At 40.9% G+C, this 19,119-nt stretch carries 16 protein-coding genes; 10 read left to right on the forward strand and 6 right to left on the reverse strand.

Translation table 11 applies throughout. The features are described 5' to 3' along the window. Nucleotides 1–17: 17 nt before the first annotated feature. Together PCC7418_RS17410 and nagA are read left to right on the forward strand one after the other, a co-directional pair. The gene (locus PCC7418_RS17410) at nt 18–335 is read left to right on the forward strand and encodes a hypothetical protein (RefSeq protein ID WP_015227501.1); all 318 of its coding nucleotides are present in this window, start codon (nt 18–20) and stop codon (nt 333–335) included. Nucleotides 336–594: 259 nt separating this feature from the next. Next, nucleotides 595–1,788, forward strand: coding sequence for an N-acetylglucosamine-6-phosphate deacetylase (gene nagA, locus PCC7418_RS17415; RefSeq protein WP_015227502.1), 1,194 nt, complete (start codon nt 595–597; stop codon nt 1,786–1,788). 169 nt (nt 1,789–1,957) lie between these two features. Here nagA and PCC7418_RS17420 read toward each other — a convergent pair whose 3' ends face one another. Beyond that, on the reverse strand, nt 1,958–3,094 hold the full coding sequence (locus PCC7418_RS17420) for a hypothetical protein (RefSeq protein ID WP_015227503.1): 1,137 nt from the start codon (nt 3,092–3,094) through the stop codon (nt 1,958–1,960). Between the two features lie 297 nt (nt 3,095–3,391). Here PCC7418_RS17420 and bchM point away from each other — a divergent pair, with 297 nt between their 5' ends. The 3 genes from bchM (at nt 3,392) to PCC7418_RS17435 (ending at nt 8,089) form a co-directional block, all read left to right on the forward strand. Further along, a complete protein-coding gene (gene bchM, locus PCC7418_RS17425; protein ID WP_015227504.1) occupies nt 3,392–4,078 on the forward strand; it encodes a magnesium protoporphyrin IX methyltransferase in 687 nt (228 codons plus the stop codon). A 165-nt stretch (nt 4,079–4,243) separates the two neighbouring features. Next, the gene (acsF, locus tag PCC7418_RS17430; protein WP_015227505.1) at nt 4,244–5,317 is read left to right on the forward strand and encodes a magnesium-protoporphyrin IX monomethyl ester (oxidative) cyclase; all 1,074 of its coding nucleotides are present in this window, start codon (nt 4,244–4,246) and stop codon (nt 5,315–5,317) included. A 723-nt stretch (nt 5,318–6,040) separates the two neighbouring features. Further along, complete coding sequence (locus tag PCC7418_RS17435; protein ID WP_015227506.1) at nt 6,041–8,089, forward strand: prolyl oligopeptidase family protein; 2,049 nt, start codon at nt 6,041–6,043, stop codon at nt 8,087–8,089. Nucleotides 8,090–8,169: 80 nt separating this feature from the next. Here PCC7418_RS17435 and thrB read toward each other — a convergent pair whose 3' ends face one another. Further along, nucleotides 8,170–9,093 (reverse strand): homoserine kinase, encoded by a 924-nt coding sequence (thrB, locus tag PCC7418_RS17440; protein ID WP_015227507.1) that lies wholly within the window; start codon nt 9,091–9,093, stop codon nt 8,170–8,172. Between the two features lie 82 nt (nt 9,094–9,175). Between thrB and PCC7418_RS17445 the strand changes: the two genes are divergently transcribed. Continuing rightward, nucleotides 9,176–10,549 (forward strand): hypothetical protein, encoded by a 1,374-nt coding sequence (locus tag PCC7418_RS17445; RefSeq protein WP_015227508.1) that lies wholly within the window; start codon nt 9,176–9,178, stop codon nt 10,547–10,549. A 76-nt stretch (nt 10,550–10,625) separates the two neighbouring features. Here PCC7418_RS17445 and PCC7418_RS17450 read toward each other — a convergent pair whose 3' ends face one another. Then, complete coding sequence (locus tag PCC7418_RS17450; protein WP_015227509.1) at nt 10,626–10,892, reverse strand: hypothetical protein; 267 nt, start codon at nt 10,890–10,892, stop codon at nt 10,626–10,628. Between the two features lie 356 nt (nt 10,893–11,248). On the opposite strand from PCC7418_RS17450, the gene PCC7418_RS17455 reads away from it, so the two are divergent. Next, complete coding sequence (locus PCC7418_RS17455; RefSeq protein ID WP_015227510.1) at nt 11,249–12,493, forward strand: response regulator; 1,245 nt, start codon at nt 11,249–11,251, stop codon at nt 12,491–12,493. Between the two features lie 7 nt (nt 12,494–12,500). On the opposite strand, the gene PCC7418_RS17460 is transcribed toward PCC7418_RS17455, so the two are convergent. From PCC7418_RS17460 to PCC7418_RS17470, 3 genes are all read right to left on the reverse strand, one after another. Continuing rightward, nucleotides 12,501–13,634 carry a CO2 hydration protein gene (locus tag PCC7418_RS17460; protein ID WP_015227511.1) on the reverse strand — a complete coding sequence of 378 codons (1,134 nt, stop codon included), beginning with the start codon at nt 13,632–13,634 and terminating at the stop codon, nt 12,501–12,503. A 62-nt stretch (nt 13,635–13,696) separates the two neighbouring features. After that, the gene (locus tag PCC7418_RS17465) at nt 13,697–15,211 is read right to left on the reverse strand and encodes an NADH-quinone oxidoreductase subunit M (RefSeq protein ID WP_015227512.1); all 1,515 of its coding nucleotides are present in this window, start codon (nt 15,209–15,211) and stop codon (nt 13,697–13,699) included. Nucleotides 15,212–15,378: 167 nt separating this feature from the next. Further along, nucleotides 15,379–17,238 (reverse strand): NAD(P)H-quinone oxidoreductase subunit F, encoded by a 1,860-nt coding sequence (locus tag PCC7418_RS17470; RefSeq protein WP_015227513.1) that lies wholly within the window; start codon nt 17,236–17,238, stop codon nt 15,379–15,381. A gap of 754 nt (nt 17,239–17,992) precedes the next feature. Here PCC7418_RS17470 and PCC7418_RS17475 point away from each other — a divergent pair. From PCC7418_RS17475 to PCC7418_RS17485, 3 genes are all read left to right on the forward strand, one after another. Then, nucleotides 17,993–18,298, forward strand: coding sequence for a carbon dioxide-concentrating mechanism protein CcmK (locus PCC7418_RS17475; protein ID WP_015227514.1), 306 nt, complete (start codon nt 17,993–17,995; stop codon nt 18,296–18,298). Nucleotides 18,299–18,445: 147 nt separating this feature from the next. Continuing rightward, a complete protein-coding gene (locus tag PCC7418_RS17480; RefSeq protein WP_015227515.1) occupies nt 18,446–18,787 on the forward strand; it encodes a carbon dioxide-concentrating mechanism protein CcmK in 342 nt (113 codons plus the stop codon). Nucleotides 18,788–18,795: 8 nt separating this feature from the next. Then, nucleotides 18,796–19,083: a EutN/CcmL family microcompartment protein gene (locus PCC7418_RS17485; RefSeq protein WP_015227516.1), complete on the forward strand. Its 288-nt coding sequence runs from the start codon at nt 18,796–18,798 to the stop codon at nt 19,081–19,083. Nucleotides 19,084–19,119 lie beyond the last annotated feature (36 nt).

Here is a 19,119-nt window from a genome sequence, read left to right on the forward strand (position 1 = left end):
TAACGATTTGATTAAATATGGAAATTGTACTGCCTTATATTTTAGTTGCAGTCCCTGTTATTTCCTTATTTTTTGGCATAATTCAATATGCTCTATTTCATGAAAAAGGTCGGAAAGGGTTAGTGTGGGGTCTTCTTGGACAATTCATCACTTCGTTACTAATGATTATTCTCTTGTGGCGAATAGTGATGCAGACGGCTCAAAAGGAAGATACAACTGGTCCGACTGCAATTGGTCTAATTTTATTTTTAGGATTGGTTACAATTTCTTTGGGTGCAAGTTTTTTGTTAAATGTAGGTATTGTATTTTTATTGCTAACTCAAAATAAATTATAGCTCGTTGAGGAAATAGCGTAACCAGTTATTTAAAGTTCGATTACTCTTAGAAATCACAACTGAAAAATTAGTTTGTCCAGCAGGATTGGTCACGGAAATGTTATTTGCGTTACTCACTGTATTTCTAGACGTAGCTTTTATGTTTAATTTAGTAACTGCAATAATCTTTTTAATATAGATTACAAAAAGATTCGGAATTAGATATAACGAATCTAACTAAATTTTGCCAAAAACTATACCGATAATATTTGTATTAAAGATGCAACTTAATTACTCAGATTTTAAGCAATTCCCATATTCTATAGTTAATGCTCGTCTCCCCAATCCTGATCATCAGTATTATAAAATTGATCTTGAAGCGGGATATATTAAAAGTATTCAACAGCAAACTTGTCTTTTATCTGAAAAGAGGGATGACTCCGTGATCGATTTGAAGGGAGATTGGCTTTCTCTCGGTGGGATTGATTTACAAATTAATGGCGCGTTAGGCTTACCTTTTCCAGATTTAGAAACCGACCATTTAGATAAACTTTTTACAATTTCTAAGTTTTTATGGGAACAGGGCGTTGATGGGTTTCTCCCGACTGTTGTCACCACTTCTTCTGAAAAAATTGCGCGATCGCTGCGAACAATTTCTGAATATATCCAACAGTATCAAACGCCAGATTTCCCTTATGCAAAAATTCTTGGTGTCCATTTAGAAGGCCCCTTTCTTAACCCGAAAAAACGCGGAGCACACCCCGAAAAATATTTATTAGACTTGACCCTTGACAACTTTAATCGGTTGATCGGAAAATATAGTAAACAGGTTAGGGTCGTTACCTGTGCGCCAGAAATAAGTTCTGACGAAAGAATAATTGCAGAACTCCGATCGCGCTACCCCAATATTTTATTCAGTCTCGGACATTCCCTCGCCACAGCAACAGAAGCAGAAACCGCTTTTCGACAAGGCGCATCCCTAGTGACACACGCTTTTAACGCGATGCCTTCTTTACATCATCGAGAAGCAGGATTACTCGGTGCAGCCTTGGTTCATTCTGGGGTGAAATGTAGTTTCATTGCCGATGGACAACATATTTCTCCCACCATGCTCGAACTATTATTGCGGATGGGAGAAAGAGAGAAACGGCTGTTTTTAGTCAGTGATGCCCTTGCGCCCTTAGGACTCGGAGATGGGGTTTATCCGTGGGATAGTCGAGAAATTAGGGTTAGTGAGGGAACAGCCAGACTAGAAGATGGAACATTAGCAGGAACCACCCTTTCCCTCTTATCAGGCGTAACGAATTTGGTGCAGTGGGGAATTTGTGACATTGCCAGCGCGATCGCGCTAGCAACAGAAAGCCCCAGAGAAGCCCTAGGAAAAGACGGTTTAAGTGTCGGACAACCAGCTAATTTATTGCGTTGGCATTGGGATGAAACAACACAATCTTTAAGTTGGGAACGACTGTTTTAACGCTCAATTGAAGTATTTCTAGAAAATGCACTCTTTCATGATTATGGCAATATGGTCTCATTTGTAAAAAGTAGCTTAACTTACGTAGGCTGCAAGCCGAGCCGTAGAGCCTCTCCCCTAACCCCCCTTAGTAAGGGCAGGAATTTACAACTGATTTAGGATTTCTATATTAACAATAATCTGTTTTCTTTAAATGCCAAAGAACATATTGTTTGACAGGTGTCGGATAGTTATCTAAATGAGTAATCGATTGCAAAATTTGATCAATTTTCTGCAAAATCAGCTGGTGAGGTGTCGGAGATTGGGCTTTTAAGGTTTTTCCTAAAGTGGCGAGTGCTAAGGCAACTTCAGGATCAATTCCATCACTTGTAACCCATAAGAATTGATGCAGTTGGTTGATCGTATCCATTAAATTAATTTCATCCCAGTTAGGAAGAAGTTGAACTTGATTATGTAATTTTTCGATTGTTAATTGATAAAGCTGTGCGCGATCGCGATAAAGATTAATAATATCTAGTGAGTTTGGTGTTACTTTTAAAAGAGGAGGTTTTTGAGTCGCATAATTTGCCATCAGCATCAAAAGTTCTCGAATTTGTTGGCGGAAGGTAGCCACTTGACCAAGATATTGTTCTAGAGGACGTAATGGTAGCCAGTTGTCTAGAGGGGTTAGATCCCAATTCCGCAAAGGAGGAAGAGGCTGAACAGTTTTTTCTCTTTTCCATTCCTCATAAGCTGCTTTTGCGACATCAACGATATTGTCATAATTATTAGCCTTAATATGGATTTTTTTTATTAATTTGTCTCGCGCTGGCGAACCAATGTCCATACTTTCAGAATTAGCTTGGTCATACCCTGCAAAACAAAGCGATTTTAAAAGTTGAACTGCAATTTGTGCAGTGGGAAGCGTTAAGGTTTGATCGGATAAAAAATTGAGGAGTAACTCTCCATTTTGAGATAGATTATCATACTTGAATCGCTTTTCTGCCATTGTAATTAGACAGCTTTCAATCAAGCCTGTGCCAGAATAAGATTGAATGACATCTAAAAATAGTTCAGGGGTAGCAGTAGGATAAAATAAGTCTCGACACTGACTAGGAAAAGGAAAAGCATCTAATATAAATTCTCTGACATCCCATTGAATAAGCCATAAGGTGTTGCATTGTGTACAAATTCGGATCATCCTATTTTCAGGAGGATGCCAAGGAGTGATTTCTTCCAATTCACGCCAGCAGAGAGGATAATCAGATAAAGTTTGTGGATATCCCTGCACTGGATGACGGCATTGCTTACAGAAAGTACCTGTCATGATGATTTTCGGGGATGCTTGCAGTTGTTTTTTTCTAACTTTGAAGGATTAATATTTAATTTTTAGTTTCCCTTTTTTCCAATAGAGTTTATAGCATTTCCTAATCTGTTGAGGTACACGAGTGATTGGTTATCAGTGACCAGTTACCAAAGAACGAAGAACAAAGAACAAAGAACAAAAATTTAGATGTACCTCAAGAAGCGTGAAAACTGCTATATTCTCATTTCTTATACATTATGCCGATAAACGTGCTAAAGTATAAATTTTGGTAATAGTAAATAAAGAGCGAAACTTATTATGAAAAGCACTGACGATAAAACAATTGTCAAAGACTATTTTAATGCCGTTGGCTTTGAACGCTGGCGGAATATCTACGGTGATGGCGAAGTGAATAAAGTCCAAAAAAACATCCGCATTGGACATCAACAAACCATTGATACCGTTATGGGCTGGTTGAAAGAAGACGGTAATCTTTCTCAGGTAAGCATTTGTGATGCGGGCTGTGGAACAGGTAGTCTTAGCATTCCCTTAGCACAGGAAGGCGCAACAGTCTATGCGAGTGATATTTCAGAAAAGATGGTGGGAGAAGCGGAAACTCAAGCGAAATCAGCTTTAGGAGACAATCATAAGATTCACTTCTCCGTGAGTGACTTAGAAGCCATTACAGGAAGTTATGACACCGTTATTTGTTTAGATGTTCTCATTCACTATCCTGACCAAGACATCCCCACCATGGTTAAACATTTAGCCAATTGTGCACAATCTCGGTTTATTATTAGTTTTGCGCCCAAAACCTTTCTCCTCAGCCTTTTAAAGAAAATTGGCGAATTCTTCCCAGGACCGAGTAAAACCACTCGCGCTTACCAACATTCGGAAGCAGAAATCGTTAAAATCCTAGAGGACAACGGCTTTGAAATTAAACGGACAGGGATGACCAGCACCAACTTTTATTATTCGCGCATTTTGGAAGCCGTGCGAAACTAAAGTGTTACAAACTTTAACAAAACCCACCAGTGCATATAGATTTTTGTTGCAATCGTTAACAAGTCAGCGCGATCGCGCCCTGACCCGTTGATAAACTGAAAAGCAAAACTGCACTCATTAATCCAATCCCCATCTTTTAAGAGAAAGAAACCCAAGCAATAAAATATGGTTAACACTGCCAATAAAGACCAACAAGAATTACGTCCGGGCATTAAACAACCGGCAAAAGAAACCCTTTTAACGCCTCGTTTTTACACCACAGACTTTGATGAAATGGCGCAGATGGATATTTCCATCAACGAAGACGAACTCCGCGCCATTTTAGAAGAATTCCGCGCTGATTATAATCAAAAACACTTTGTTCGGGATGAAGAGTTTAACCAGTCTTGGGAACATCTCGATCCAGAAACCCGTCGCCTCTTTGTAGAATTTCTGGAACGGTCTTGCACGGCTGAATTTTCTGGCTTTCTCCTCTATAAAGAATTAGGAAGACGCTTAAAAGATTCTAACCCTCTCTTGGCGGAGTGCTTCACCTTGATGTCTCGTGATGAAGCCCGCCATGCTGGTTTTCTCAACAAAGCCATGTCTGACTTTAACCTCTCCCTTGACTTAGGCTTTCTTACCAAGAGTCGGAAATACACTTTCTTTAAGCCCAAATATATCTTTTACGCCACCTATCTCTCGGAAAAAATTGGTTACTGGCGTTATATCACCATCTATCGCCATTTAGAACAAAATCCTGAACACCGCATTTATCCCCTCTTCCGCTTCTTTGAAAACTGGTGTCAAGATGAAAACCGTCACGGTGATTTCTTTGATGCCATTATGCAGGCGCAACCTTATGTTATTACTGGGTTCATTTCTCGCTTGTGGTGTCGTTTCTTCCTGCTAGCCGTATTCGCCACCATGTATCTTAACGATGTGCAACGGTCAGGTTTCTACGAAGCATTAGGCTTAGATGCACGGGACTATGACCAATATGTCATCCAGAAAACGAATGAAACCGCAGGACGGGTCTTCCCAACCATTTTAGATGTAGAGAATCCGAACTTCTTCAACCGTTTAGAAGTTTGCGTGAAAAATAATGAAAAGCTAAGCGCGATCGCAAATTCTGAAGCACCGCGAGTAGTTAAATTCTTCCGCAAGTTACCTCATTACGTCTCCAACGGCTGGCAATTCTTAAATCTGTATCTGCAAAAAGCAGTTGATGCACAAGCCCAGCGCGGTGTTGTCCACTAAAAATATCTCTGAAGATTCTATTTCCTCTTTTCCAATTCGGAGAAGGGGATTTTTTAATGACAAAACAACAGAAGAAAACTAGATTAATCCCCAACAAAGATTATTTTATCAATTTCCAAACAAGTTCCAAAGCAGCACTAACACTCAGAACAGAAATAGTATCCCTAGGATAAAATGAATATTAATTAGCCATAAGAGAGCGAAATCATGAGGATACCTCCCACTCAAATTGCTTCTGGTGAAGAACAACGATATATTTCTCCGCTCGTTAGAAGCTAGACATTAATTGACATAGTTCGATTTTTGTTGACCTAGAAAGGGACGAGCGTGCAGACTCAGCCATAAATCCTGTAAAAAGGTAGGCTACCTTGAGAGGGTCATCACACCCAAGTGTAAACGCCAGCACTTGGCTCTGTGGTCTGTAATTAAACTAAGTACCGATGCTTTATAAGGTCGTGTTGCAGACGTAAAAAGCCCTTTGAAGTTTGTCGAGGCACACTTTACTGAGAAATCAGATTGGCGAAAGCAAGCCGTTTAGGAGAGGGAGATGCTAAGACCATTTCCCTCTCCACCATGAAAGTAAAGCTAAGTCAAGAAATGTACAATAATTTACCTACTAGGAGTTAACCCCAAGAACAACCACAAGCGGTTAAAGCCTTTTTACGCAATCTCCGTTGTGAAAGTAATGAAAATCAATACAAATTTGTAAACTAAGAATTATCAATGATGTCTTTTAATTATCCTAAAACTCCACAAGTTGAACAACTCGATCACTATCATGGTGTCGCTGTTACAGACCCCTATCGCTGGTTAGAAGATCCCGATTCTGAAGCAACGAAAGAGTGGGTAGAAGCCCAAAATAAAGTCACCTTTAGCTTTTTAGAAAACATTCCAGAACGAGAAACCATCAGAGAACGCTTAACCCAATTATGGGATTACGAAAAATATGGAATTCCCATTAAAAAAGGAGAACGTTATTTTTATTTCAAAAATGATGGTTTACAAAATCAAAGTGTTCTCTATACTTTAAAGGAATTAGACGAAGAACCGCAAGTTTTACTCGATCCCAATCAATTTTCTGAAGATGGAACGATCGCGCTGTCTGGAATGGCGATTAGTGATAATGGTCAATTTTTAGCCTACGGGATTTCTAAATCAGGTTCAGATTGGCAAGAATGGCAAGTCCGAAACGTTGAAACCAGAGAAGATTTTTCCGATCATCTCCAGTGGATTAAATTTTCGGGTGCAACCTGGACCAAAGATAATGAAGGCTTTTTCTATAGTCGGTATGATGCCCCAGAAGAAGGCAAAAAACTGGAAGAAGCAAACTATTATCAAAAGTTATATTATCACCGTTTAGGAACAGAACAAAGCGAAGATATTCTCATCTATCAACGTCCTGATCAAAAAGAATGGATGTTTGATGCAGATGTGACAGAAGATGGAGATTATCTCATTATTTCGGTGAGCAAAGGAACTGATCCGAAAAACTTAGTTTTCTATCAAGATTTACAAGATCCGAACGCAGAAGTCAAAGAATTAATTTCTGATTTTATTAGCAGTTTTAACTTCATTGAATATGAAGGCTCTCTCTTTTGGTTTCGGACTGATTATAAAGCCCCGAAAGGACGTTTGATTGGCATTGATATTAAGCAACCTGACCCCGACAGTTGGCAAGAAATTATTGCTGAAACGGAGAATACCTTAGAAGGAATTAATATCTTAAATAATCAGTTTATTGTTGATTACTTACAAGATGCGCGATCGCGCTTGCAAATTCATGCTTTAGATGGTACATATCTTAAAGATATTGAACTCCCTGGAATTGGGTCAGTGGGTGGTTTTAATGGTAAACGAGAAGACACCGAAACCTTTTACGCTTACACCAGTTTCACTACCCCCACCACCATCTATCGCTATAACCTAGAAACAGGGGAAAGTACCCTTTTCCGACAACCCACAGTCAGTTTTAATCCTGATAATTACGAAACTCGCCAAGTCTTTTATCGCAGTAAAGATGGAACACAAGTTCCGATGTTTATTACCCACAAAAAAGGCTTATTTCTCGATGGAAATAACCCCACTCTTTTGTATGGCTATGGCGGGTTTAACATTTCTTTGACCCCAAGTTTTTCCGTGAGTCGTCTGGTTTGGATGGAAATGGGGGGCGTTTATGCCGTTCCCAACTTGCGCGGTGGTGGCGAATACGGAGAAGAATGGCATCAAGCAGGAACCAAACTCGATAAACAAAATGTCTTTGATGACTTTATCGCTGCTGCGGAATGGTTAATCGAACACCGCTATACCTCTCCCCAAAAACTTGCTATTTCAGGAGGAAGTAACGGGGGGTTACTGGTGGGGGCTTGTATGACCCAACGTCCCGACTTATTTGGCGCAGCATTACCTGCCGTGGGGGTAATGGATATGTTACGCTTCCATAAATTTACCATCGGTTGGGCGTGGTGTTCTGATTATGGTTCTCCTGATCACCCAGAAGAATTTGAAACCCTCTATGGCTATTCTCCCCTACATAATCTTCAATCAGGAACCGTGTATCCCTCAACCTTAATCACCACTGCGGATCACGATGATCGCGTTGTTCCCGCCCATAGCTTTAAATTTGCTGCTGCATTACAAGCCAGTCACGCTGGGAATAATCCTGTTTTCATTCGCATTGAAACTAAAGCAGGACACGGCGCTGGAAAACCCACCAGCAAACGCATTGAAGAAGTCGCGGATCAAATGGCGTTTTTAACGACGGTTTTAGATTAGTCACTGGTCACTGGTCATTGGTCATTGGTCATTAGTTATTTGTTAGTGGGTAGTTTTTCTTCTTCTTTACTATCCACTGGTCACTGTCGTTGAAAAGTTGCGCCTGTGGTGTTGACTTGTAAAACTTGGGCTTTTGCTATCACCCCTGCTTTCTTCCAAGCGGTCTGCATTTCTTGCGCCACGGTTGCAGCCTGACCCATACTGGTAATCGCAAGGAGTGTCGGACCTGCACCACTAATCGCGACTCCATAAGCCCCCGCGCACAAGGCTGCTGTTTCTACTTCAGAATAGCCTGAAATCAGTTGTTGACGATAGGGTTGGTGGAGTTGGTCTTGCATTCCAGTCCGTAACCAGTCTCCGCGTCCCGTTTCGATCGCGCGGATCAATAGTCCTAAGTGAGAGGCATTAAAAATGGCAACATCACGAGAAACCTGTGAGGGTAAGACGGATCGCGCTTCCTTTGTCGAGAGTTCAAAGTTAGGAATCGCCACCACGGGAATCAGTTGTTCCGACCAAGGAATTTCTGCAATTTCCCAAGCCTTACCAGTGGGAACCGCTAACCGACAACCGCCGAGAAACGCAGGGACAATATTATCGGGATGACCTTCCAGCGCGATCGCGCGTTGTAATAAATCTTCATCTTCCACAGGCGATCCTGCTAAAGCATTGGCTGCGAGTAACCCCCCAACAATTGCTGTTGCTGAACTTCCCAAACCTCGGGAAAGGGGAACGCCTAACTTAATCTCAATTTTAACGGGTGGGGCGGTTTCACCAAAATCTTCGTAAAACTGACGAAACGCCTGATAGATTAAATTATCTGGATTATTGCTAACACTCGCTGCTTCTTCCCCCTGAACGACAATTTCTACAGATGCAGTCCCCGTCGGCTGTCGAGTCAACTGAAACTGATTCTGAAGCGTTAAAGCGACACCCAAACAATCAAACCCCGGTCCGAGGTTAGCAGTGGTTGCGGGAACTTGCACGGTAACCTGAGAGAAAGCCATATTTCCTTAAATTTAAACTAATCGAATCATACTATAGCGTTTTTTTGAACAACACACTCATAACAAAGTATCTCTAACAGCTATGGAACGTACTACCGCTTGGTGGGAAAAAGCAACTGCAATTTTTGCTCTTTTTAGTTTACTTATCTCCTTTTTTAACTTGACTTATGTCCCCATGCGAGATGTTTACTTGCATTATTTTCCAGCCATTGTCGAACATTATGATCCCTTAAAAGGGATCACGCCTCATCCCTTTACCAAAGATTATTTAGAAACGGTTGATCAGCTTGATCATGAACTCTCTGAACAACCAGACTTCGGTGGTAAAACTCAGCCGTTATTAAACACACTGTCCAAGAAAAGTGAAGAAATGATCGAGAATAATCCCTTTTTAATCGCGGGAAAATTCGGGACATTTGCACGAATTAAACGTCTGATCCGAGAACATACAGGAGAAGTGACTGCTAAAGAAGGATTACGACAATTTTGGAGTCCAGAAAACTTTCAAACCAATGGAAAAGCTGAACTCAATTATTTCCAAGAGAAAATTGCTCCTCTTTTATCTACTAATTATTATCGGGAAGTGGATGATTATGGACGCTTTATTGATGATTTTTGGCGTATCGATTTAATTTTTATTGTTTTTTTTGCCTTGGAATTAGCAACCCGAACCACCATTATAACTTATCGCACACAAGGGATTAATTGGTTTGATGCTTTGTTGCGACGGTGGTATGATTGGTTCTTACTTCTACCTTTCTGGCGTTGGTTAAGGATTATTCCTGTTTTAACTCGCCTTCATACCTCAAAAGTAATTGATTTTGAACGAATTTTAAGTCAAATCACTTATGAACCTGCTGCCTACTTATCAGATCGGGTTTCTCAATATTTATTAGTGCGAATTATTAATCAAGCGAGAAATTCTGTTGTTGAAGGAGAAGCTGCTAACTTTTTACTGAATCCTCAACCTTATCTCAAAGTTAGTGATGCCAATAAAGTTGAGATTCTAACAGATCGATTATTAGCACTTACCATTTATAAAGTCTTACCGCAAGTGCAACCTGATGTGGAAGCACTTTTACATTATGCCCTACGCGGTGCATTTTTAGAATCTGATTTTTATCAGAATTTACAACAGGTGCCCGGAATCGAAAACTTACCCGATGAATGGCTAGAAAACTTATCGAATCAACTCGCAAAATCTTCGGTTAAGGTATTAGTTTCTTCTTATGAAGATGCCGAAGGACAAGCCTTATTTGATAAACTATCTACAGACTTTAAAGCAGCATTGAAAGAAGAGTTAAAACATAAAGAAACACTTGCTGAAATTGAAACGTTATTAGGAGAACTTTTAGAAGAAGTCAAAATTAATTACATTAAAAAATCAGAAGAAACCGATCCCATAAAAACCATGGAGGAAGTTGAACAATTAAACACCCCCGAAGAAAAAGGATAATCCGTTAGCCCAACCAACCGATCATCCTTAATCACTAATCGTCACTGACTCGAATTAACAAAACTTTTAATCGTAACTAAAGCATCGCGATTCCCGAAGGGCGACTGCTTCCCCGCATAGCACTTGGCGAAGGTAAATGTTGCAAGTAAGCTGGATCTAACCAGCATTGGGGTAAACTTTCCCCAGATGGAAACATTAAGTCTTCTTTCGGAAAATCTTCAGGATCTTGCATTTCTTCTCCCGCGTGAAACCGTCCTTGAATCATATTTTGACAAGGATTGTACATTTCCGATAGCGTGAGGACTTCGACCAAATCACCTGTCGGTTTATGTTTTAAGAACATAGCAACCTCCTTCTATAACCCCTGATACTTTAAACGTAACCGAAAACAGGGGCAGTTTATATCACAAAATGTAAAATTCGTTACGGATTCCGTTTTTTAAGTTTTCCTTAAGTATGAGGCTGAAAATTTTTTCAAAACCAAGCGTGTCGCTTGTAGGTTACAGACCGTGACATCCGCACAGACATAACTTCAGTCATTTCACAAATAAAGGCTTACTACTTGATCTTTAATCAAGGTTGTCTGACATATTAATGATCACAGGAGTTAAATCAAATTATATGTATTCACTAATACAGATTATCATCTTTTTTGTCAGTTAAATAGATTGCAATCAATATTTTGAGTAGCAAAGAAAAATGAATCATCACTTTCAAGTAAGCACAGCAAACCACATATTAGAACAAATCTTATCCTATGCACAAAAAGGCTTTACTGGAAAAATTGAGATCGAAATTGGTGATCAACACAAAACTGCATTTTACTTTAACCTTGGATTCTTAGCATGGGGAACCGATGGGATTAAATCCTACCGACGCTCTACTAGACACCTCATCAAATTAGGAATATCTTCTGAAATTGCTGTCGCCATTCTCTATCAGGAAAAGCAAACACAATCCTTAAATTGTGAGGAAGAGGGTAGTTTTGTTGCAGAAGAATATAATACTTTAGTGACTTTAATTAAAGATGGTTTATTAACCAAAAAACAAATTCAAACCTTAATTAGTAATTATTGCCAAGAACTGTTATTTGATCTAATTTCTCAACTAGAACACAATAGAACTCAGAGACAGGACTGGCAAATTAACGTTTATCTAGGAGAACGACCTTCTCGTTCGAGTTTGATTCCTCACACTTGGTTATGTGCTTTCGATCTCGTTCTTCAACACACTAGAGAATTTTACCAAAAGTGGATTGCTTTAGAAATCCCTAATTGTTCTCCTAATCAAGTGCCTGTTATTCAACACCATAAACGATTATCAGACAAAACAAATCCCAAAACTTATGAAAAATTAGTATCACTTTTAAATAAAAAATATACTCTTCGAGAGATTGCCGTTCAAACGAAACAAGATGTACTTAGTATTATTACACCCTTAGCTCCCTTAATTAAAGAGGGAACAATTATCCTACAATCTCTTCCCGAAAAGTCTTCCCCAAAAACGACTACTAAGCAGGCTCATAGTAAATTAAAAATCATTGCTATTGATGACAACCGACAAACTTTACGTATTCTGGAAGGAATTGTCAAGAATGGGGGAAATGACTTTACAGGAATTAGTAACCCGATGACCGCTTTACCACAACTCATTGAAACCAAGCCTGATTTAATTTTTCTTGATCTGATTATGCCCGTTTTCAATGGCTATGAATTATGTCGCAAAATACGAAAAGTAGAAGCATTGAGTAATGTGCCGATTATTATTCTCTCAGGAAAATTGATTGATAAAGTTCGTGCTAAACTAGCAGGGGCAACTAGCTCTTTGCAGAAACCAATTGTTTGTCAACAGGTAGAAGAAGCCATCAAGATTTATTCTGAGAAGAAAAAAGAATCTGCACTTGTTTCTGAGCCCTCCAGAGACTTGATCATGGAGGGCTCTTAGTTTAGTTCTAATGAGAATTAGCTATTTGCAAACGAGTATTAAGCATTTTATCCATCCATCCTTCCAAATACTGTCGATTTTCTCGTTTTTCTGTAAGATTTGTGGTATCAAACGGATGAGGCGCAAGCCCTTTTATCGCTGCGGTTGTCACACAAAACATTGACTTCTGGAAACTGTCACAAATTTTGACTAATAAGTCTCCTTCACCGCGTCCAGACTGTTGATAAAATTGTTGCAGATAGTCTGGGAGATAATGCCTCATATCCTGCATTAATAAGGTTGGCGGAACACCAGCCGTTCCCGTCGTGATAACATCTGCATTTAGAGCACCATAAGCAAACTCTTCTTGTTCAACTGGAATTTGGTGCGCTTGGGCGTTGAATGATACTAAACCAGGAAACGGCGCTCCACGGAAGAAAATGGACTCAACATAAGGAATGGCTGTGTCAGGAAGAAACGTTAATCCTGCTGATTTGGGAATTAAATCATAGACTTCCCCACGAATTGTAACGCTGTAAGTAATGGGCGTATTTGCATCAGCAACTAAGCCATTTTTGATTTGTTCTACGACATCAGGAATCGAATGAATTTCTCCATTTAAATAACGATCGCTGAGTTCTAAGAAAATCTTACTCATAATTGTCCAAAACTCACCCAACCCTTTGTAATAAGACATCTGACGCAAATGTTCGGGTAAGAAGTCATTGAAAATAGCATGAAAGCCCTTCATTAAAGGATTAAACTTAAATTTGGCTTGAATTACTTTCTCCGCAGCGTCTCGAAATTCAGGGGTATCTAAATAAGCATCCAACCCTCCGCCTCCATGCCACATCATCGCTCGCATGGTATATTCAGCATATTCATAGTTAATGCGATCATGCCACCAATGACGGAATAATTTTTGGGGAGTGACTTCACCATTGAAGTATTTGAAAAAGTTGAAAAAGATTAAAAATTGGTCTTCTGCAATGTATTTCAGATTTTTCGCATAAGCATCTAAAACCACGCCATAACTTTTCAAAATTCCCACCACTTCAATTAAGTTAGTCGGAGAATCTTTTAAGAGGGCTTCTCCTGCTTCTAAGCGATAAATATCCTCAGCAAGGCGATGTTGAGACGGTTCAAACTGTGTAATAACCATAATTTGTTATTTGTTATTTGTTATTGGTAACTGGTAACTGCTCACTGCTCACTGCTAACTGATTACTGCTCACTGGTCACTGGTAACTGGTCACTGATTACTGCTAACTGCTCACTGGTAACTGGTAACTGATTACTGAGAGCAGCGGTTTCGGTTTCACTCCAGCGAACAAGCCAACTCGGTTGTAAACCTAAGACGACAATCAAAACGGCTAAAACTACGGCTGGAATACGGTCTGACCAAGGAACAGCAGGGAGATTGCTAAAGGCTTGGGGTAAGCGTCCAAAAAAGACACGGTTAATCATTAATAAGAAGTAAACCGCCGTTAACCCAGTTCCAACTAAACAAAGCAAAGTTGCAATCGGAAAAGCAGAGAATGTTCCCCGAAAAACTAAAAATTCGGTGATAAATCCAACCATTCCAGGAATCCCTGCACTTGCCATCACGCCTACAATCATTAAACTGCCAATGATGGGTAAGCCTCGTTCGGGGTTCAGTAAGCCTCTTAAGGTATCGACATCGCGAGTTCCCGTTTTCTTTCCCACTGTTCCCACTAAAAGGAATAATAGTGCAGAAATTAGACCATGACTAATCATTTGCCCCATTGCAGCAACTAAACTTAAGGGAGTGGCTGCTGCTGCTGCCAGTAAAATGTATGCCATGTGTGCGATAGAAGAATAAGCAACGACGCGCTTCATATCTTTCTGGGAAATGGCAGCTAACGCCCCGAATAAGGCACTAATGGCAGCCCAAATGGCAAGATAAGGGGCGAGCACTGACCACGCATCAGGAAATAAGCCAATTCCAAACCGTAAAATGCCATAGGTTCCCAATTTGAGAAGAACACCCGCTAAGAGAATAGAAATGGGCGTAGAGGCTTCGACGTGAGCATCAGGAAGCCAAGTGTGGAAGGGGAAAATGGGAATTTTAATGCCAAAGCCCGCCAGAAGAATCAACAAGAGAATGATTTGACTTCCTAGGGGGAGAATCTGCGCTTGTAAGGGTTCATAATCGAAACTGGAGGCATCACTTAGCCAGACAATCCCGAGGAATGAGGCTAACACTAATGCCCCAGAAATAGCGGTATAGAGTAAGAATTTGGTGGCTGCATATCCTCGATTTTCTCCGCCCCAAATGGCAATGAGGAAATAAAGGGGAATCAGTTCAATTTCGTAAAACAGGAAGAATAACAGCACATTTTGCGCTAAAAATGCTCCTGCTGTTCCTGCACTGAGGAAAAGTAAGAGGGCATAATAAAAGCGCGATCGCGCAATTTTGGCAGGACTGGCATAAATCGCTATTAAGGTGAGAAAGCTATTAATGAAAATTAGCGGTAAGGCTAACCCATCTACCCCCAGATAATAGGTCAGTCCCAGTTGTTCCAGCCACGGGAAAGACTCGGAGAGAAATAAGCCTTCTTGACTGGGATCAAATTGTAAGCCAACGGCTACGGTTAACACCAGCAGAAGACTGGCGATGATTAAGGCGAAGGGACGAGATTGATCGGCTTGCTTCTCTGGCAAAAAACCGATAATAATCCCACCGATAACTGGAATCCAAATTAAACTACTGAGCATTATTTGTTCTTTGTTCTTTGTTCTTCGTTCTTTGTTCTTTGTTCTTCGTTCTTTGTTCTTTGTTCTTTGTTCTTTGTTCTTTGTTCTTTGTTCTTTGTTCTTTGTTCTTTGTTCTTTGTTCTTTGTTCTTTGTTCTTTGTTCTTTGTTCTTTGTTCTTTGGTCACTGTTAAAACGACCAATTAATCAAAAGCATCAACAATAACGCCCCACTAATCAAAATCGTGAGTAGGTAAAACTGAGATTGTCCAGAGGCGCTATATTTCAAACTCTGACCGCTAAAGAGAGTTCCAAAGCCAATTAAGTTGACAACGCCATCAATCACATAACGATCGAGCCAAGCACTAAATTTAGACGCTAATTCCACCGCTAACACAACCGTCCAGCGATACACCCGTTCTAAATAAAAATCATAGGCAAGAAAATCTTGGAGAAAGCGGGAACTGGTGCGAACTGGTCGCATCCATGTCCGAGGAAGGGCAATGGTCGCGCCTAAAATCACACCCACTGCACCTGATAACACTAAAAGCAACATTTCGGGTTGGTCTAAAACTGTAGCGGTACTGGCAATCGACCCCGTTTCTGCAAACCACAGTTGCCATCGTTGGGGAATTAAAGGGGCAAGCAGGGCAACAATAATTAAACTTACCATCGGAAATGCCATCGGCCAATTGACTTCGGGAGCGCGTCGGGTTTTGGGTTGTGGTTTACCCAAGAAGACCAAACGGAAGACTCGCGTTAAATTAATGGCACTGAGAGTATTAACCAGCATGATGAAGGGTAAAAGCCACTGTGGAAGCGTCTTAAAACTCTCGATCCATTGTCCCATGACCCAAAAGTTACCGAGGGGAAGTAAGACCACTAAACCCGAAGCCCCCACTAAGAAAGAAAGGGTGGTAACAGGCATTTTTGACCATAACCCCCCCATCTGCGTAATATTTTGATCGTTGGTCGTGAGAATAATAGACCCTACGGTCATAAACATGAGGGTTTTCGCGATCGCGTGAATCAGTAAAAGCAATAAGGCAATATCTAAGCGTCCAAAGCCAACAGCAACGAAAACTAAGCCTAAATAGACGCTGGTGGAGTGAGAGAGGGTTCGTTTCAAGTCAATCTGCGCGATCGCGACAAAAGATGCACCAACCGCCGTCACCAGCCCCACTGCAATTAAAACTTCTCTCACAATCGGCGATAACTCAAAAATCGGGTGCAACTTAATCAACACATACGCCCCTGCTGTCACCACGATCGAATTCCGCATCAGAGACGCTGGACTCGGGGCTTCCATCGCTTCATCTAACCACAAGTTTAGAGGGAATTGGGCGCATTTCCCAACTGGACCCGCAATCAGGGCTAACCCCAATAACGTGGCGCTTAACGGGGCTAAATCGGCGGTCACCGTCCATGCTTCAATCTCGGTGAAAGTCAAGCCAACCCCATAACTCGATAACGCCACGACTCCCATTAATAAAATAATGTCGCCCACGCGCTTCGTTAAAAACGCATCTCTGGCTGCAGTAACCACTAAAGGTTGTGCGTACCAAAAGCCCACCAAGAGATAAGTTGAGAGCGTTAATAGCTCTAATAAACCATAGCTTAAAAGCAACGAATCACTAATGGCAATCCCTGATAAAGCAGCTTCAAAAAAGCCCATCAAGCCATAAAATCGCGCCAGTGACCAGTCCTTTTCCATATACCCCAAACCATAAATTAGGGTAACAACAGTAATGCCAGTTACTAACTCTAAAGCCCCAATACTGACTGGGGAAATTTCAATGGCTAAAGTCAAGTCTAGATCCGCAACTTCTAACCAATGAAAGATGAATTCTTGGGGGGGTTTTTCCCAAGTCAGAACAAACACCACTGACCCATGAATGAAGGCGATCAAGCTCATCAATAAGTTTATATAAGCAGCAGGTCTTGGCCCTGTGCGACGAATTAATCTCATTGACCAAGGAAGGGTCAACACCGCTCCTATCAGCCCATAGAAGGGAATCAACACCGTGCCTTGTACTAATAAATCATCCATATAAAAAAGTTTTTCCGTAACTAACAATATTAATTTTAAATTAAATGAGTTGCTCTCTTCTACCAAGCTGCTCTATTTGTCAGCAGACTGGTGTAATTTTTATTAGTTAAGTGTCAGTCTATTTGCTTTATTTTGTCTTGCTTTTTATGGCAGTCTATTTGCTTTTTTTGCTCATTTTTTATTAAATAAAGAGAATTTTTGCTAGTGCTTATGATATCAATTATCAAAACTTATCGTCCTCAATCCGAACAATGACCTAGACAAAAATCCCTTTTTATGGTGCGCGATCGTCCGACCACGAAAAGCCTTGGCTTCATGGCGATCTGATCCCCGTTGTCAATCAAAATTGAGAGATTCTGTTTTTCTTAACGTCATTATCAGAAATTTTAAACCTCCTGCTCTGATTCTCCCAAGGGAGTTCTCAGATCTTCAACGATTATAAAACAGTGTCTCCCTTCTCGATAGACAGAAGCATCTTCCTGCTTGGGGATCATAACCAATCATCAATATTAAAAAATATTAAACAGACTAATTTGAAAATATTATGATATTTTATATTGTCAAAAGCGACAATGTAACTTATGCTTTTTTTTGGTAGGGAAAACAACCTACTGGTCAAAAATGCGTACTTTCAGTTTTTGTAAGAGAAACGCCCCTCAGTTGCCGAACAGAAGGGCAGATACTCGCTGAATAGTGCCAAATTTGACCCTCTTGCATAAATAAATCTCTAGCTTGACAATCGAGGAAAACAACAATGCCAATTGCGGTTGGAATGATAGAAACGCTAGGCTTTCCCGCCGTCGTGGAAGCAGCCGATGCGATGGTCAAAGCAGCCCGTGTGACCTTAGTGGGCTATGAAAAAATTGGAACGGGTCGTGTTACCGTGATTGTTCGTGGTGACGTTTCCGAAGTCCAGGCTTCAGTCAGTGCTGGAGTTGACTCTGCAAACCGAGTCAATGGCGGGGAAGTGTTATCAACGCACATTATTGCTCGTCCGCACGAAAACTTAGAATACGTCCTACCGATTCGCTACACCGAAGCCGTAGAACAGTTCCGATAATTGAGAGGGGGCATTTCAAGCATCCCACCTGATCTCGTGATTTTGCATCAATATCGGTTGAGATGTCCCCGCCATCTTACTTTAGTGAATAAATAATCCAAGATGAATCCGATTCATCTTTAAAACTCCGAGGAGGAAAGCAAACAAATGGCAGTTGCAGTAGGAATGATCGAAACCCTAGGGTTTCCCGCCGTTGTAGAAGCAGCCGATGCAATGGTGAAAGCAGCCCGCGTCACCTTAGTGGGTTATGAAAAAATTGGCACTGGTCGCGTTACGGTGATTGTCCGTGGTGATGTTTCGGAAGTTCAGGCTTCGGTTAGTGCGGGAACTGAGTCGGTGAAACGAGTAAATGGCGGACAGGTTTTATCCACCCATATTATTGCTCGTCCTCATGAGAACTTAGAATATGTCTTACCCATTCGTTATACCGAAGAAGTGGAACAATTCCGAGAAGGGGTGGGTACACCTCGCAACATCACTCGCCAGTAACTTAAACTATGCAAATGGCAAAAGTTTGCGGAACAGTGGTTGGTACTCAAAAACTGCCCAGTATGACAGGGGTCAAACTCCTTTTATTGCAGTTTATTGATGCTAACGGTGAACTGCTCCCAAAATATGAAGTCGCTGCTGACCCCGTCGGTGCGGGACTAGGGGAATGGGTCTTGGTTAATCGTGGTAGTGCTGCTCGCCAGACTGAATACCATCAAAACCGTCCCCTTGATGCAATGGTTGTTGCCATTATTGATACCGTTACTGTGAATAATCGCCGACTATACGGTGAATAAAATAAAACCTAATTTTAGTATCGCAGGACTGGTGGT

It is taken from the genome of Halothece sp. PCC 7418 (assembly GCF_000317635.1).
Lineage (GTDB): Bacteria > Cyanobacteriota > Cyanobacteriia > Cyanobacteriales > Rubidibacteraceae > Halothece.

Excerpts from the sequence above, each read along its gene's own strand:
- PCC7418_RS17410 (WP_015227501.1), top strand. The coding sequence starts at position 18 with ATGGAAATTGTACTGCCTTATATTTTAGTTGCAGTCCCTGTTATTTCC.
- nagA (WP_015227502.1), top strand. The coding sequence starts at position 595 with ATGCAACTTAATTACTCAGATTTTAAGCAATTCCCATATTCTATAGTT.
- PCC7418_RS17420 (WP_015227503.1), bottom strand. The coding sequence starts at position 3,094 with ATGACAGGTACTTTCTGTAAGCAATGCCGTCATCCAGTGCAGGGATAT.
- bchM (WP_015227504.1), top strand. The coding sequence starts at position 3,392 with ATGAAAAGCACTGACGATAAAACAATTGTCAAAGACTATTTTAATGCC.
- acsF (WP_015227505.1), top strand. The coding sequence starts at position 4,244 with ATGGTTAACACTGCCAATAAAGACCAACAAGAATTACGTCCGGGCATT.
- PCC7418_RS17435 (WP_015227506.1), top strand. The coding sequence starts at position 6,041 with ATGATGTCTTTTAATTATCCTAAAACTCCACAAGTTGAACAACTCGAT.
- thrB (WP_015227507.1), bottom strand. The coding sequence starts at position 9,093 with ATGGCTTTCTCTCAGGTTACCGTGCAAGTTCCCGCAACCACTGCTAAC.
- PCC7418_RS17445 (WP_015227508.1), top strand. The coding sequence starts at position 9,176 with ATGGAACGTACTACCGCTTGGTGGGAAAAAGCAACTGCAATTTTTGCT.
- PCC7418_RS17450 (WP_015227509.1), bottom strand. The coding sequence starts at position 10,892 with ATGTTCTTAAAACATAAACCGACAGGTGATTTGGTCGAAGTCCTCACG.
- PCC7418_RS17455 (WP_015227510.1), top strand. The coding sequence starts at position 11,249 with ATGAATCATCACTTTCAAGTAAGCACAGCAAACCACATATTAGAACAA.
- PCC7418_RS17460 (WP_015227511.1), bottom strand. The coding sequence starts at position 13,634 with ATGGTTATTACACAGTTTGAACCGTCTCAACATCGCCTTGCTGAGGAT.
- PCC7418_RS17465 (WP_015227512.1), bottom strand. The coding sequence starts at position 15,211 with ATGCTCAGTAGTTTAATTTGGATTCCAGTTATCGGTGGGATTATTATC.
- PCC7418_RS17470 (WP_015227513.1), bottom strand. The coding sequence starts at position 17,238 with ATGGATGATTTATTAGTACAAGGCACGGTGTTGATTCCCTTCTATGGG.
- PCC7418_RS17475 (WP_015227514.1), top strand. The coding sequence starts at position 17,993 with ATGCCAATTGCGGTTGGAATGATAGAAACGCTAGGCTTTCCCGCCGTC.
- PCC7418_RS17480 (WP_015227515.1), top strand. The coding sequence starts at position 18,446 with ATGGCAGTTGCAGTAGGAATGATCGAAACCCTAGGGTTTCCCGCCGTT.
- PCC7418_RS17485 (WP_015227516.1), top strand. The coding sequence starts at position 18,796 with ATGCAAATGGCAAAAGTTTGCGGAACAGTGGTTGGTACTCAAAAACTG.